This window comes from Acidovorax sp. (assembly GCF_034519795.1).
Taxonomy (GTDB): Bacteria; Pseudomonadota; Gammaproteobacteria; order Burkholderiales; family Burkholderiaceae_C; genus Acidovorax.
Genome location: NZ_JAXHOB010000020.1, coordinates 852,002 through 867,320 on the forward strand (window position 1 = coordinate 852,002; position 15,319 = coordinate 867,320).

At 69.2% G+C, this 15,319-nt stretch carries 13 protein-coding genes; all 13 read right to left on the bottom strand.

What is annotated here, in order from left to right; all coding sequences use genetic code 11:
- Positions 1 to 6 precede the first annotated feature (6 nt).
- Genes U5N23_RS25215 through mraZ form a run of 13 tightly spaced genes read right to left on the bottom strand, consistent with a single transcriptional unit; the run spans position 7 to position 15,260 of the window.
- Complete coding sequence (locus U5N23_RS25215) at positions 7 to 807, bottom strand: cell division protein FtsQ/DivIB (protein WP_322595432.1); 801 nt, start codon at positions 805 to 807, stop codon at positions 7 to 9.
- The gene (locus U5N23_RS25220) at positions 807 to 1,796 is read right to left on the bottom strand and encodes a D-alanine--D-alanine ligase (RefSeq protein WP_322595433.1); all 990 of its coding nucleotides are present in this window, start codon (positions 1,794 to 1,796) and stop codon (positions 807 to 809) included. Before U5N23_RS25220 ends, U5N23_RS25215 begins: the two co-directional genes overlap by 1 nt.
- A complete protein-coding gene (murC, locus tag U5N23_RS25225; RefSeq protein ID WP_322595434.1) occupies positions 1,793 to 3,235 on the bottom strand; it encodes a UDP-N-acetylmuramate--L-alanine ligase in 1,443 nt (480 codons plus the stop codon). The genes U5N23_RS25220 and murC overlap by 4 nt, the downstream gene beginning before the upstream one ends.
- Complete coding sequence (gene murG, locus U5N23_RS25230) at positions 3,232 to 4,302, bottom strand: undecaprenyldiphospho-muramoylpentapeptide beta-N-acetylglucosaminyltransferase (RefSeq protein WP_322595435.1); 1,071 nt, start codon at positions 4,300 to 4,302, stop codon at positions 3,232 to 3,234. The genes murC and murG overlap by 4 nt, the downstream gene beginning before the upstream one ends.
- Complete coding sequence (gene ftsW / locus U5N23_RS25235) at positions 4,299 to 5,579, bottom strand: putative lipid II flippase FtsW (protein ID WP_322595436.1); 1,281 nt, start codon at positions 5,577 to 5,579, stop codon at positions 4,299 to 4,301. Before ftsW ends, murG begins: the two co-directional genes overlap by 4 nt.
- A complete protein-coding gene (locus U5N23_RS25240) occupies positions 5,579 to 7,669 on the bottom strand; it encodes a Mur ligase family protein (protein WP_322595437.1) in 2,091 nt (696 codons plus the stop codon). The genes ftsW and U5N23_RS25240 overlap by 1 nt, the downstream gene beginning before the upstream one ends.
- Positions 7,670 to 7,671: 2 nt before the next feature.
- Positions 7,672 to 8,850 carry a phospho-N-acetylmuramoyl-pentapeptide-transferase gene (gene mraY, locus U5N23_RS25245; RefSeq protein WP_322595438.1) on the bottom strand — a complete coding sequence of 393 codons (1,179 nt, stop codon included), beginning with the start codon at positions 8,848 to 8,850 and terminating at the stop codon, positions 7,672 to 7,674.
- Positions 8,851 to 8,898: 48 nt separating this feature from the next.
- Complete coding sequence (locus U5N23_RS25250) at positions 8,899 to 10,341, bottom strand: UDP-N-acetylmuramoyl-tripeptide--D-alanyl-D-alanine ligase (protein WP_322595439.1); 1,443 nt, start codon at positions 10,339 to 10,341, stop codon at positions 8,899 to 8,901.
- Positions 10,332 to 11,828 (bottom strand): UDP-N-acetylmuramoyl-L-alanyl-D-glutamate--2,6-diaminopimelate ligase, encoded by a 1,497-nt coding sequence (locus U5N23_RS25255; RefSeq protein ID WP_322595440.1) that lies wholly within the window; start codon positions 11,826 to 11,828, stop codon positions 10,332 to 10,334. The genes U5N23_RS25250 and U5N23_RS25255 overlap by 10 nt, the downstream gene beginning before the upstream one ends.
- Positions 11,828 to 13,573 carry a penicillin-binding protein 2 gene (locus tag U5N23_RS25260; RefSeq protein ID WP_322595441.1) on the bottom strand — a complete coding sequence of 582 codons (1,746 nt, stop codon included), beginning with the start codon at positions 13,571 to 13,573 and terminating at the stop codon, positions 11,828 to 11,830. The genes U5N23_RS25255 and U5N23_RS25260 overlap by 1 nt, the downstream gene beginning before the upstream one ends.
- Complete coding sequence (gene ftsL, locus U5N23_RS25265) at positions 13,570 to 13,896, bottom strand: cell division protein FtsL (protein ID WP_322595442.1); 327 nt, start codon at positions 13,894 to 13,896, stop codon at positions 13,570 to 13,572. The genes U5N23_RS25260 and ftsL overlap by 4 nt, the downstream gene beginning before the upstream one ends.
- Entirely contained in the window at positions 13,893 to 14,822 is a 930-nt protein-coding gene (rsmH, locus tag U5N23_RS25270) for a 16S rRNA (cytosine(1402)-N(4))-methyltransferase RsmH (RefSeq protein WP_322595443.1), read from the bottom strand. Before rsmH ends, ftsL begins: the two co-directional genes overlap by 4 nt.
- A 9-nt stretch (positions 14,823 to 14,831) precedes the next feature.
- Positions 14,832 to 15,260: a division/cell wall cluster transcriptional repressor MraZ gene (gene mraZ, locus U5N23_RS25275; RefSeq protein ID WP_007857381.1), complete on the bottom strand. Its 429-nt coding sequence runs from the start codon at positions 15,258 to 15,260 to the stop codon at positions 14,832 to 14,834.
- Positions 15,261 to 15,319: the final 59 nt, after the last annotated feature.

Genomic DNA, 15,319 nt, shown 5'->3' on the forward strand with positions numbered 1-15,319 from the left:
ATGCTGCTACCTCCGTGTGGCGGCGCCAGCGGCCGCCTCCGGGCTCGTGGTGGTCACCCCCTTGAGCCGCAATGCATACCCTCCCGCGTGCCGCAGGTCCGCCGACTCGAGCGCATCCACCCGGCGCTTGTACTGGGCGGCCACCTGGGTCAGCGTGCGTGCAAAGCGCTTGGCGCGTGCCACCACTTCCACTGGCGTGCCGCCCCCGAGTTCCACCACGGCCTCGGTGTCCAGCGTGGCGCGCCAGCCGCCGCGTCCGGTCAGCGCCAGCTCTTGCATCTCCATCCCGAGCGGCTGGAACACCGGCTGCAGCAGGCCGTACATCTGCAGCACCTCGCCCGAAGTGCCGCTCGGTCCCTGCAGGCGCGGCAGGCCGTCCTGCTCCACGTCGCCGACATTCGCCTCGAACACCTCGCCCTGGGTGTTGACCATGGCCGAACCCGTGTCGGGGCCCCAGTACGCCACGGCGTCGTGCTCTTCGAGCACCACGTGCAGGCTGCCCGGAAACTCGCGCCGCACCGAGGCCTTGCGCACCCAGGGCACCTGCTCGAAGGCCTCGCGCGCCTTGCGCAGGTCCACCGTGAAGAAGTTGCCCACCAGGTGCGGCGCCACGTTGGCGCGCAAGGTGACGGCGTTGTTGTGCACCAGCTCGCCCTGCACCACGATGCGGGCGATGGCAAAGCCCGGGTAGCGCAATACCCACCAGGCACCCGCTGCCAGCACGAGCATGGCGCAGCCCACGAACAGGACCGATGCGGTCATGTTCATGAGCTTGACGTCCAGCGGTGCGGGCAGCGTGTTGTTCATCAGGTCCCCAGGGTGCTGCCGGCGGGCGTGTCCATGGTGGCCGTGGCCAGCACGCCCACGCACAGGTCTTCGTAGCTGATGCCCGATGCGCGCGCCGACATGGGCACGAGCGAGTGCCCGGTCATGCCGGGCGAGGTGTTGATCTCCAGCAGAAAGGGCTGGCGGTCGCTGGCGCGGATCATGATGTCCGCACGCGCCCAGCCGCGGCAGCCCAGCGAGCGGAAGGCCGCCACCACCAGGCGCTGGATCTCGCGCTCCTCGGCCTCGGGCAGGCCGCTCGGGCAGTGGTACTGCGTGACGTCGGTGAAATACTTGTTCTGGTAGTCGTAGTTGCCCTCGGGCGCCACGATGCGGATCACCGGCAGCGCATAGGCGCCTGCCCCCTCGCCCAGAACCGGGCAGGTGGTTTCCTCGCCCGCGATGAACTGCTCGCACAGCACCTCGGGGTCGTAGCGCGAGGCCAGGGCATAGGCCTCGCCGCACTGCTCGGGCGAGGTGACCTTGGTCAGCCCGATGGTGGAGCCTTCGCGCGAGGGCTTGACGATCATCGGGGCGCCCAGCGCCGCCAGCGCCTCCGTGGTCTCGGCCACGCTGCCCACCAGGCGCCACTCCGGCGTGGGCAGGCCCTCGGCGCGCCAGATGCGCTTGGTCATGATCTTGTCCACCGCGATGCTCGAGGCCATCACGCCCGGGCCGGTGTAAGGGATGCGCAGCAGCTCCAGCGCGCCCTGCACAGTGCCGTCTTCGCCATGGCGGCCATGCAGTGCGATGAAGCAGCGCGCATAGCCGTCGCGCCGCAACTCGCCCAGCTCGTTCTGCGAAGGATCGAAGGCATGCGCATCCACGCCGCGCGAGCGCAGCGCCTGCAGCACGCCGGTGCCGGACATCAGCGACACCTCGCGCTCGGCGGACGCGCCGCCCATCAGCACGGCGACCTTGCCCAGTGCCTTCACATCCACGTTGGAACCCAGTTTCGTCGTCATCGTCATGTCGCGCTCCCCGCCAGCGCCTTGTGCTTGGATTGGTTGTTGTTCTGCAGCATGTCGACCACCTTGGCCGGCACGGCACCGATGGAGCCTGCGCCCATGCACATCACCACATCGCCGTCGCGCGCGTTGTCGGCAATGGCCTGGGGCAGCTCGGCCACGTCGTCCACGAAGACGGGCTCCACGCGGCCGGCCACGCGCAGCGCGCGTGCCAGCGAACGGCCGTCGGCCGCCACCACGGGGGCCTCGCCCGCGGCGTAGACCTCGGTGAGCAGCACCGCATCGGCATGGCCGATCACCTTCACGAAATCCTCGAAGCAGTCGCGCGTGCGGCTGTAGCGGTGCGGCTGGAAGGCCAGCACCAGGCGCCGCCCGGGAAATGCACCGCGCGCCGCTGCCAGCGTGGCCGCCATCTCCACCGGGTGGTGGCCATAGTCGTCGATGACGGTGAAGCGCCCGCCATCCTTTGCAGGCAGGTCGCCATAGCTCTGGAAGCGCCGGCCCACGCCCTTGAAGCCGGCCAGCGCACGCTGCACGGCTTCGTCGGGGATATTGAGCTCCACCGCCACGGCAATCGCCGAAAGCGCGTTGAGCACGTTGTGCTCGCCCGCGAGGTTGAGCACGATCTCCATGTCGGGCAGCGTGACGCCGTTGCGCCGCTGCACGGTGAAGCGCATCTGGCCGGCCTCGGCACGCACGTCGATGGCACGCACCTGGGCATCTTCGGAAAAGCCGTAGCTCGTGATCGGGCAGGTCACGCTCTGCAGGATGTCGCGCACGGCCGGGCTGTCCACACACAGGATGGCCGTGCCGTAGAACGGCATGCGGTGCAGGAAGTCGACGAAGGCGCCCTTGAGCCGGCCGAAGTCGTGCCCGTAGGTCTCCATGTGGTCGGCATCGATGTTCGTCACCACCGCCATCACGGGCAGCAGGTTCAGGAACGAGGCGTCCGACTCGTCGGCCTCGACCACGATGTAGTCGCCGCTGCCCAGCTTGGCGTTGGCACCGGCGCTGTTCAGGCGCCCGCCGATCACGAAGGTGGGGTCCAGGCCCGCCTCGGCCAGCACGCTGGTGACCAGGCTGGTGGTGGTGGTCTTGCCATGCGTGCCGGCAATGGCGATGCCTTGCTTGAGGCGCATCAGCTCGGCCAGCATCAGCGCGCGCGGCACCACGGGGATGCGCTTGTCGCGCGCGGCCAGCACCTCGGGGTTGTCGGCCGTGACGGCGGTGGAGGTGACCACCGCATCGGCGCCGTCGATGTGCGCGGCGGCATGGCCCAGGCAGGTCTTGATGCCCAGGCCCTGCAGCCGGCGCAGGGTGGCGCTGTCGGCCAGGTCCGAGCCGGAGATGCGGTAGCCCAGGTTGAACAGCACCTCGGCGATGCCGCTCATGCCGGCGCCCCCCAGGCCCACGAAATGGATGTGGCGAATGGCGTGCTTCATGGTGTTGCAAGCTCCTCGCAGGCAGTCACCACCGCGTGGGTGGCATGGGTCTTTTGCATCTTCTTGGCTTCTGTGGCCCGGCGCAGCAGCTCCGGGCGCTCTGTGTTGCTCAGCACCGCCGCCAGGCCCTGGGCCGTGAGCTCGCGCTGCGGCACCAGCCAGCCGCCCCCGGCATCCACGAGGAAACGGGCGTTGGTGGTCTGGTGGTCGTCCACTGCCGAGGGAAAGGGCACGAACAGGGCGGCAGCGCCCACGGCGGCGATCTCGGTCACGGTGCTGGCGCCCGCGCGGCAGACAATGATGTCGGCCTGCGCGAACGCGCTGGCGGTGTCGTCGATGAAGGGGGTCAGCTCGGCTTCGACCCCGGCGGCGGCATAGTTGGCGCGCAGCGCGTCGATCTGGGTGGCGCCGCTCTGGTGCAGCACCACGGGGCGCTGCCCGGCCGGAATCAGCGCCAGCGCCTGGGGCACGATCTCGTTGAGTGCGCGCGCGCCCAGGCTGCCGCCCACCACCAAGAGGCGCAGGGGGCCGCTGCGGTCGGCAAAGCGCTCGGCAGGATCGCTCTGGCGTGTGAACGGAGCGCGCAGCGGGTTGCCCACCCACTGGCCCTTCTTGAAGACATTCGGGAAGGCGGTGAACACCCGGTCGGCCACGCCGGCCAGCACCTTGTTGGCCATGCCGGCCACCGAGTTCTGCTCGTGCAGCACCAGCGGCTTGCCGCACAGCACACCCATCATGCCGCCCGGAAAGGTGATGTAGCCGCCCAGGCCCACCACCACGTCGGGCTTCACGCGGCGCACCACCTGCAGCGCCTGCCAGAAGGCGCGCAGCAGGCGCAGCGGCAGCAGGGCCAGCGTCACAGGCCCCTTGCCACGCACGCCCGAAAAGTCGATGGTCTCCAGCGCAAAACCCTGCGCCGGCACGATGCGCGACTCCATGCTGCCGGGCGCACCCAGCCAGTGCACGTGCCAGCCGCGCGCACGCAGCTCCTCGGCCACGGCCAGGCCGGGAAAGATATGGCCACCGGTGCCGCCGGCCATGATGAGGGCGGTTTTGGGTGCACTCATATCCGCCCTCCCCTCATCATGTGCTTGTTCTCATAGTCGACCCTCAACACCACCGCTATCGCCACCAGGTTCATCAGGATGGCCGAGCCGCCAAAACTCATCAGCGGCAGGGTCAGGCCCTTGGTGGGCAGCGCCCCCAGGTTCACGCCCATGTTGATGAAGGCCTGGAAGCCCAGCCAGATCGCCACGCCCTGGGCGACCAGACCGGCGAACACGCGGTCCAGCGCGATGGCCTGGCGGCCGATGTGCATGATGCGGCGCGTCATCCACAGGAACAGCACGATGAGCACCAGCACGCCCACCAGGCCAAACTCCTCGCCGATCACGGCCAGCAGGAAGTCGGTGTGCGCCTCGGGCAGCCAGTGCAGCTTCTCGACGCTGCCGCCCAGGCCCACGCCGAAGATCTCGCCGCGCCCGATGGCGATCAGCGAGTGCGACAGCTGGTAGCCCTTGCCCAGGGCGTGCTGCTCGCTGAACGGGTCGAGGTAGGCGAACACGCGCTCACGGCGCCAGGGCGAACTGGCGATCATCAAAGCGAAAGCGCCGACCAGCACGGCTGCGATCAGGAAGAACATGCGCGCGTTGACGCCGCCCAGGAACAGGATGCCCATGGCGATCACCGCCACCACCATGAAGGCCCCCATGTCCGGCTCGGCCAGCAGCAGCACGCCGACGATGGCCACAGCCGCCCCCATGGGCAGCACGGCGCGAAAGAAGCGTTCCTTGACCTCCATCTTGCGCACCATGTAGTCGGCGGCATAGATGAGCACGGCGAACTTGGCGACCTCGGACGGCTGGAAGCCCACCGGCCCGATGGACAGCCAGCGCCGCGCCCCATTGACCACCTTGCCAACGCCCGGGATCAGCACCGCCACCAGCAGCAGCAGCGCCGCCACGAAGAGCCAGGGCGCCGCGCGCTCCCAGAGCTTCATGGGCACCTGGAAGGTCAGCAGGGCCGCGACGAAACCCACCACCAGATACATCATGTGGCGGGTGAGGAAGTGCGTGGACGCGTAGTTGGCAAAGCGCGGGTTGTCCGGCATGGCAATCGATGCCGAATACACCATCACCAGCCCCCAGGCGAGCAGTGCCACCACCACCCACAGCAGGGCCTGGTCGAATCCCAGCACGCTGGCGGGCGTGGTGGCCGACTGGCGGTACTCGGTGCCGCCCACGCGCACGGGCAGCACCTCGCCGGCCTTGCCAGTGAGGCGGCCGAGCCAGCCGGCCAGGCGCTGCGCGAAGCCGGTGGGGGCGCTGGCGCTGCTGGCGGCCATCACATGCCCTCCAGGGATTGGCCGGCGTCCTGCGCCATGGCCAGCACGGTGTCGCAGAACACGCGCGCGCGGTGTTCATAGCCGGTGAACATGTCGAAGCTCGCGCAGGCGGGCGACATCAGCACCGCATCGCCCGAGCGGGCACGCTGCGCCGCCTGGTGCACGGCTTCGGGCAGCGTGGCTGCGTCGAGCAGCGGCACGCCGGCCTCCTGCAGGGCCGTGCGGATCAGCGGCGCATCGCGCCCGATGAGCACCACGGCGCGCGCGTAGCGCGCCACGGGGATGGCCAGGGGCGCGAAATCCTGGCCCTTGCCGTCGCCGCCCAGGATCAGCACGATGCGCCGGTCGGCCCCCAGGCCGTTGAGCGCGGCCACGGTGGCACCCACGTTGGTGCCCTTGCTGTCGTCGAAATACTCCACGCCATCGATCAGGGCCACGGGCTCGACGCGGTGCGGCTCGCCTCGGTACTCGCGCAGGCCGAACAGCATGGCCGACAGGGTGCAGCCTGCCGACGATGCCAGGGCCAGCGCCGCCAGCGCGTTGGAGGCGTTGTGGCGCCCGCGGATGCGCAGCGCATCGGCCGGCATCAGGCGCTGGATGTGCAGGTCTTCCTCGTCCGCCGGGACGGTGGCTGCAGCTTCGCCCCCCTGCGCCGCAGGGGCGGCACGGCGGCGGGTGCTGCGCTTGCGGGTCTCGTCCGCTTCGTGCGCGCGCACCAGCCAGGGCATGCTGCCCACGGTCTCGATGCCGAAGTCGCCCGGGCGCCGGGGCATGTCGATGCCGAAGCTCAGGTGCTCGCGCAACGGCACCTTGGCGGGCTGCTTGCTGCGCGAGGTCGGGGCGGGCTTGCCCGAAGCGGCTTGCGCCGCCTGTGCCGCAGCGACCGAGGCGGTGCCCAGCATCTCCATGACGGTGGGGTCGTCGCGGTTGAGCACCATCAGGGCCGTGTCGCCGAAGATGCGCGCCTTGGCCGCCGCATAGGCGCCGATGTCGCCATGCCAGTCCAGGTGGTCCTGCGTGATGTTGAGCACCGTGGCGGCCGTGGGCTCGAAGCCGGTGGCACCGTCGAGCTGGAAGCTCGAGAGCTCGAGCACCCAGACTTCGGGCAGGGTGTCGGCGTCGATGTGCCCGGCCAGGGTGTCGAGCAGCGTGGGGCCGATGTTGCCCGCCACGGCCACGGTCTTGCCCGCGCGCTCCACCAGTTGGCCGGTGAGCGAGGTGACCGTGGTCTTGCCATTGGTGCCGGTGATGGCCAGCACCGCTGGCGCATAGCCGTGCGAGGCGCGCAGGTACTGCAGCGCTGCGGCATACAGGCCCAGTTCGCCGCCGGTGGCCAGGCCGATGGCCTGCGCCGCCGCCCAGACGGGCGCCACGGTGGCCGGGCTCAGGCCGGGTGAGCGGTAGACGGCGTGCACGCCGGCGCCGCCCTCGACCAGGCTGGCATCGAACGGCCCGGCCACGAAGCGCACGCCCGGCAGTTCGTTGTGCAGCACTGCCAGTTGGGGTGGGGCCTCGCGCGTGTCGGCCACCGTGACGCTGGCGCCGCAGCGCACGCACCAGCGGGCCATGGCCAGGCCCGAGGCGCCCAGGCCCAGCACCAGGAAGTGCTTGCCCTCATAGGGCAGCATGCCCTCGCCCGGACGGCCCTGGGGCTGCGCGGGCTCGGCCTCGCCCTCGGACTCGTCCACGGGTGCAGCCAGCAACGGCGAAGGCTCGCTCGTATCGGGCGCATTCACCTCGGCAAAGATCTGGGCCACGAAATCGGCGGCCGCCTTGGCCGCGGAGATGGCCGGGGCCACATAGCCGTCGGCGGGCTGCGCCTGGGTGGGTGCGGGCGTCGCGGCAGTCTGCAGCGCATCGGCCGGTTCACCGCCTTGCACTGCGTCTGCGGGTACGCCGTCGGCTTGTGCCAGGGCCTCGGCACCGGGCAACGCCACATCTTCTTGCGGCGGGGCCGCCTCTGGCGCGCGTTGAGGCACGCGCACGGCCTCGTCCCCGGCCGGCACACGCAGGCCGTCACTTGCCATTGGGGGCAGGTGATGGCCAGGCTCGGTGCCGTTGGCGTGGGGATCGTGGGGCGTGGTCGTCATGGTCAGCGCAGCTTGAGCGTGGACAGGCCGATCAAGCACAGCAGCATGGTGATGATCCAGAAGCGCACGACCACCTGGGTCTCCTTCCAGCCGCTCTTTTCGAAGTGGTGGTGCAGGGGCGCCATCTTGAGCAGGCGTCGGCCTTCGCCATAGCGCTTCTTGGTGTACTTGAACCAGGTGACCTGCAGCATCACAGAGAGCGCCTCGACCACGAAGATGCCGCCCATGATGGCCAGCACGATCTCCTGGCGCACGATGACGGCGATGGTGCCCAGGGCCGCGCCCAGCGCCAGCGCGCCCACATCGCCCATGAACACCTGTGCAGGGTGGGCGTTGAACCACAGGAAGGCCAAGCCGGCGCCGGCCATGGCGGCGCAGAAGATCAGCAGTTCGCCGGCGCCCGGGATGTTCGGGAAGAACAGGTACTTGGAATAGACCGAGCTGCCCGTGACATAGGCGAACACACCGAGGGCCGAGCCCACCATCACCACCGGCATGATGGCCAGGCCGTCCAGGCCGTCGGTCAGGTTCACGGCATTGCTCGAACCCACGATCACCAGGTAGGTCAGGATCACGAAGCCGAGCACGCCGAGTGGGTAGCTCACCTCCTTGAAGAAGGGCAGCTGCAGGCCGGCCTTGGGCGGCAGGTCCAGCGAGAAGCCAGACCGTACCCAGGTCATGAACAGCTCGAACACCTTGGCGTTGGAGCTTTCCGAAATGCTGAACACCAGGTACACGGCCGCGATCAGGCCGATGACGGACTGCCAGAAATACTTCTCGCGCGAGCGCATGCCTTCGGGGTCCTTGTTGACCACCTTGCGCCAGTCATCGACCCAGCCGATGGCGCCAAAGCCCAGGGTGACGATGAGCACGATCCACACGAAGCGGTTGGACAGGTCGAACCACAGCAGCGTGGAGATCGCGATCGACAGCAGGATCAGCACCCCCCCCATGGTCGGCGTGCCGCTCTTGGACAGGTGCGACTGCATGGCGTAGCCCCGGATGGGCTGGCCGATCTTGAGCGAGGTGAGCACGCGGATCACCTTGGGGCCGGCCAACAGGCCGATCAGCAGCGCCGTGAGCGCCGCCATCACCGCACGGAAGGTGAGGTACTGGAACACGCGGAAGAAGCCGAGCTCGGGCGACAGCCCCTGCAGCCATTGCGACAGGATCAGCAGCATGCGGCACCTCCGTGCTGGAGGCGCAGCGCCTGGCCTGCGTGCGTCGGTTCAGTGCGTTGCGTCATGGCTTCCCTCGGACTTTCCTTGTTGTTCTTGTGGTGTTGCTTGCGGGCCAGCGGCAGCCGCAATGGCCTCCACCACCCGTTCCATCTTCATGAAACGCGAACCCTTGACGAGCACGCTGCCCACCGTGGGCAAGGCCGCGCAGACAGCCGCCTGCAACTGCTCCATGCCCTCGAAATGCACCGCCGACCCATGGGCCTGCGCGGTGTGTGCCGACAGCGTGCCCAGCGCGTACAGCGTGGCGATGCCGGCCGCCCTGGCCTGGGCACCGGCCTCGGCGTGGAACTGCGGCCCCTGCTCCCCCACCTCGCCGATATCGCCCACCACCAGCAGGTGCGGGCCGGGCAAGGCGGCCAGCACATGAATGGCCGCCTGCAGCGAATCGGGGTTGGAGTTGTAGGTGTCGTCCACCACGGTGATCTCGCGCCCAGCGTGCTGCACGCTGAAGGCGCGCGAGCGGCCCTTGACGGGCACGAAGGCATCGAGTCCCTGTGCAATCGCGGACAGCGGTGCGCCGGCAGCCAGGGCGCAGGCGGTGGCGGCCAGCGCGTTGGTCACGTTGTGGCGGCCGGCGATCTGCAGGCGGCAATCGAGGGCCCCGGCGGGTGTCTGCACCTGCACCACCCAAGCGCCCTGGGTCCATTCGGCAGACGCGCAGGCCACATCGCCCCCCTCGCCGAACGCGAGGCAGGGGCGTGCCCCGGCCAGTTCGCGCCACAGCGGGGTGAAGGCATCGCCGGCCGGGAACACGGCCACGCCGTCGGCAGGCAAGGCCGCGAACACCGAGCCGTTCTCGCGCGCCACGGCTTCGACCGTGTGCATGAACTCCATGTGCTCGCGCTGCGCGTTGTTCACCAGGGCCACCGTGGGCTGGGCCATGGCGGCCAGCACGGCGATCTCGCCGGGGTGGTTCATGCCCATCTCGATGACGGCGGCGCGGTGTGCGCCGTTCAGGCGCAGCAGCATCAGCGGCACGCCGATGTCGTTGTTGAAGTTGCCCTGCGTCGCAAAGGCGGCATCGCCCTGCCAGGCGCGCAGGATGGACGCGATCATCTGCGTCACCGTGGTCTTGCCGTTGCTGCCGGTCACGCCGATCAGCGGCAGACCGAGCTGGGCGCGCCAGCCGGTGGCCAGCGCACCGAGTGCCGCCAGGCTGTCGGGCACCTCGATGCCTGGCAGGCCCGCCGCTTCAAGGCCGCCATGCGCCATGGCAGCGGCCGCCCCGCCCGCGCGGGCCTGGTCCAGGAAGGCGTTGGCATCGAAGCGCTCACCCTTGAGCGCCACGAACAGGTCGCCCGCCTGCAGGCTGCGGGTATCGGTGTGCACGCGCTGCACGACTGTGTCGCCATCGCCCACCAGACGCGCCGATGGGATGCGCGGGTGGATCAGGGCGTGCGCCTGGCGCAGGGTCATCGTCTTCATGCCCATGTGCGGGCTCCTCGGGCCTGCAGCGCAGCCTGCGCATGGGCCATGTCGGAGAACGGCAGGCGCACACCGGCCGCCTCCTGGGTGTCTTCGTGTCCCTTGCCGGCGATCAGCACCACGTCCAGGGCATCGGCCTGGCCGATGGCGGCCGCGATGGCAGCGGCCCGGTCGGGCTCGGGCTGCACCGAGGCGCCGGCAATCGTGCCTTGCAGGATCTGGTGGATGATCACGGCGGGGTCTTCGCTGCGCGGGTTGTCGCTGGTGACCAGCACGCGGTCGGCCTGCTGCTGCGCCACGGCGCCCATCAGCGGGCGCTTGCCGGCGTCGCGGTCGCCGCCGCAGCCGAACACGCACCACAGCTGGCCGCCGCGTTCGTCGGCCAGGGGGCGCAGCGCGCGCAGCGCCTTGTCCAGCGCATCGGGGGTGTGGGCATAGTCCACGGCCACCAGCGGCTGGCCAGCCGCCACCAGGCGCTGCATGCGCCCGGGCACGGGTTGCAGGCGGCTGCAGGCGTCCACGGCGTCGGCCAGGGACACGCCCAGGCTGCGCAGCGTGGCCAGCACGCCCAGCAGGTTCAAGATGTTGTACTGGCCGATCACGCGGGTCTGCAGTGCGTGCCGCTCGGCGCCCTCCACCACGATGAAGCGCAGGCCCTGCTGGCCCAGCGCCACGTCGCGGGCGACCAGGCGGGCCTCGGCGTCGAGCGCGATGCTCCACAGGTCCAGCGCAGAGCCCGCCAGCTCGGCGTGCAGCTGCGCGCCGGCCGGGTCGTCCACGTTGATGATGGCCGCTTCCAATCCGCTCCAGCCGAACAGCTCGCGCTTGGCCAGCCAGTAGTCGGCCATGCTGCCGTGGTAGTCGAGGTGGTCCTGCGTGAAATTGGTGAACACGGCCACACGGATGCGCGTGCCGTCCAGGCGCCGCTCTGCGATGCCGATGGACGAGGCCTCGATGGCGCAGGCGGACAGGCCCTCGTCCACAAACTGCGCGAAGGCGCGCTGCAGGCGCACGGGGTCGGGCGTGGTCATGCCGGTGTAGGTGAGTGCCGGTGGCCGCCCCAGCCCCAGGGTGCCGACGATGGCGCAGCCCTTGCCGCCTGCGGAGCCCACCAGCAGGTTGAGCGCATCGGCCAGCCACGAAGCGGTGCTGGTCTTGCCATTGGTGCCCGTCACGGCGAGCACGTCCAGCCGATCGGCGGGATGGCCGAACCACTCGGCCGCAATCGGGCCGGTGGCGGCCTTGAGGCCTGGCAGCGCGGCGATGTGCTCACCCTCCAGCGCAAAGGCTTGCACGCCCGCCTGCTCCACCAGGCAGGCCGTGGCGCCGCGCACCAGGGCGTCGGCCACATGAGCGCGCCCGTCGGTGGCCGCACCGGGCCAGGCGATGAAGCCGTCGCCCGGGCCGATCAGGCGGCTGTCGGTCTGCAACGTGCCGGTGACGCGGCTGCGCAGCCACTGCACGGCGTCGCGGGAGGAGTTGAGCACCTGCATCACAGGGACTCCTCGACCGGGTTGGCCACGATCTGGGGCTTGACGGCCATGTCGGGCTGCACGCCCATCATGCGCAGCGTCTGTTGCACCACTTCGCTGAACACGGGGGCTGCCACGGCGCCGCCATAGAACACGCCGTTGCTCGGCTCGTCGATCATCACCGCGACGATGATGCGCGGTTTGTCGATGGGCGCCATGCCCGTGAACCAGGCGCGGTACTTTCCCGAGGCGTAGTTCTTGCCCACCTGCTTGCGCGCCGTGCCGGACTTGCCGCCCACCGAGTAGCCCAGGGTCTGGGCCTTCTGGCCGGTACCGCCCGGGCCGGCCGCCATCTGCAGCATCTTGCGCACCTGGTCGGCCGTGCGCTCGGAAAACACGGGCACGCCGATGGCGGGCTCATCGGTCTTGAACATGGTGGCCGGGATCACCTTGCCGCCGTTGGCGAACACGGTGTACGAGCGCGCCATCTGGAACAGGCTGGCCGACAGGCCGTAGCCATAGGACATGGTGGCCTGCTCCACGGGGCGCCAGGTCTTGTAGGGGCGCAGCTTGCCGCTCACCACGCCGGGAAAGCCGATCTGCGGCTTCTGGCCGAAGCCAGCGGCCGAGAAGGTCTCCCACATCTCGCGCGCGGGCATCTGCATGGCGAGCTTGGTGGTGCCCACGTTGCTCGACTTCTGGATCACGCCCTCGACCGTGAGCAGGCCGTAGTTGTGCGTGTCCGAGATCGTGGAGCCGGTGATGGTGATGCGCCCGGGGTTCGTGTCCACCGGCGTCTCGGGGCGCACGCGCCCGCTCTCCAGGGCCAGGCCGACGGTGAACGGCTTCATGGTCGAGCCCGGCTCGAACACGTCGGTCAGCGCGCGGTTGCGCAGTTGCTCACCGGTCAGGTTCTGGCGCTTGTCGGGCACGTAGCTCGGGTAGTTGGCCAGGGCCAGCAACTCGCCGGTGTGCGCATCGAGCACCACCACGCTGCCGGCCTTGGCCTTGTGCGCGGTGACCTGGTCGCGCAGCTTCTGGTAGGCGAAGAACTGCACCTTGCTGTCGATGGACAGCTGCATGTCGCGCCCGTCCACGGGCGGCACGGTCTCGCCCACGCCTTCGACCACGCGGCCCAGGCGGTCCTTGATCACGCGGCGCGATCCGGCCTTGCCGGCCAGCTCCTTGTTGAAGGCCAGCTCCATGCCTTCCTGGCCATGGTCCTCGACATTGGTGAAGCCCACCACGTGCGCGGCGGCCTCGCCTTCGGGGTACTGGCGCTTGTATTCCTTGCGTTGGTAGATGCCCTTGATGCCCAGCGCCGCGATCTGCTGGCCCACGTCCCAGTCGAGCTGGCGCTTGATCCAGACGAAGGTCTTGTCCTCGTCGGCCAGCTTGGCATTGAGTTCGGACAGCGGCATTTCCAGCAGCTTGGCCAGTTGCTTCATCTTGGCCCGGACCTCGGGCTGGTCCTGTTCCACGTCCTCGGGGATGGCCCAGATGCTGGCGGCCGGCACGCTGGAGGCCAGGATCAGGCCGTTGCGGTCGAGGATCTTGCCGCGGTTGGCAGGCATCTCCAGAGTGCGTGCGAAGCGCACCTCGCCCTGGCGCTGGAAGAACGCGTTGCCGAACACCTGCACATAGGCCGCCCGCGCACCCAGGCCAAGAAAGCCCAGCGCGATCATCGCCACGATGAACTTGCTGCGCCAGACCGGCGTCTTGCTGGCCAGCAGCGGGCTGGAGGTGTACAGAACGCTGCGGCTCACGGCTGCGTTCCTGCGGCAGGCGCTGCGGCCTGCGATGACGATGCGCTGGCCGTGACGCCGGCCGGATCGGAGACGTACTGCGTGATGGCCGGCGTGGCCGTGCGCATCTGCAGTTGCGCGCGCGCGAGTTTTTCCACGCGCAGCGGCGTGGCCTGGGCGCGCTTTTCCACCTGCAGGCGCTGGTGCTCGGTTTCGAGCCGGCGCGCCTCTGCCGTGGCCCGGTCGAGCTCGGTGAACAGGCGGCGCGACTGGTACTGGGTGTGCACCAGGAACAGTGCACTCGCCAGCACTGCCAGCAGCAGCACCAGGTTCAACCGCGTCATGCAGGCACCTCCGTGCGCTCGGCCACGCGCATGATGGCGCTGCGCGAACGGGGGTTGCCCGCCACCTCGGCGGCGCTGGGCTTGATGCGGTCCAGCGCCACCAGCTTCATGGCCTGGGGCGCGGCGAACGGCGCCCGGCGGTCGTAGACCTCCTTGGAGTGCTTGGCGATGAACTGCTTGACGATGCGGTCTTCCAGTGAATGGAAGCTGATCACCGCCAGGCGCCCGCCCGGCTGCAGCACCGAGAGGCTGGCCTCTAGCGCCTGTTGCAGCTCTTCAAGCTCGGCGTTGATGAAAATCCGAAGAGCCTGAAATGTGCGCGTTGCAGGGTTCTGGCCCGGCTCGCGGGTTTTGACCGCGCCAGCCACGAGACTGGCCAGTTCACCGGTGGTTGCAACAGGCCCCCGCTCTTCGCGCCGCGCAACAATCGCCTTTGCAATGGGGCCAGCAAACCGTTCTTCACCGTAGTCACGTATCACCTCCGCAATCTGTTGAACCTCGGCAGTTGCCAACCACTGGGCCACGCTTTCGCCGCGCGTGGTGTCCATGCGCATGTCCAGCGGACCATCGAAACGGAAACTGAAACCCCGCTCGGGGCTGTCGATCTGGGGCGAGCTCACGCCCAGGTCCATCAGCACGCCCGCGGCGCTGCCGGCAGGCAGTTCACCGAGGTGGCGAAATCCTTCGTGCCGAATGGAAAAACGCGCATCGTTGATGCGCGTTGCTTCGGCGATGGCTTCAGGGTCCTTGTCGAAAGCCACAAGACGCCCCTGCGGCCCCAGCCGCAGCAGGATCCGGCGCGAGTGCCCCCCGCGCCCGAAAGTGGCGTCCACAAAGGTGCCGGACGGCTCGGGGCCTGCGCCTCCGAGCAGCGCGTCCACCGCTTCTTCGAGCAGGACGGTCGTGTGTTGCAAAGCCTCGGTCACCGCGCGCCCTTAGAAAGAAAAGTCCTTGAAGACGTCCGGCATCTCACCCTGCATGGCCTTGGCCTCCTGCTCGTCATAGGTGGCCTTGTCCCAGAGTTCGAAATGGTTGCCCATGCCCAGCAGCATGGTCTCGCGCGAGATGCCGGCGGCCTCGCGCAGCTCGGGCGACACCAGCACACGGCCCGTGCCATCCATCTCCACGTCCTGGGCATTGCCCAGGAAGATGCGCTTCCACCACTGGGCAGACATGGGCAGCTCGGCAATGCGCTCGCGGAACTTCTCCCACTCGGGGCGGGGGAAGACCATGAGGCAGCCGTGGGGGTGCTTGGTGATGGTGAGCTGCCCGCCCGCCGTCGCCGCGAGGACGTCACGATGCCGGGTCGGCACGGACAGCCGACCCTTCGCATCGAGACTCAGCGACGAGGCACCTTGGAACACGGACAGATTTCCCACTCGGTTGGAATCCACTCGGGCCCTGGAATCGGGCTCTGAGGGCA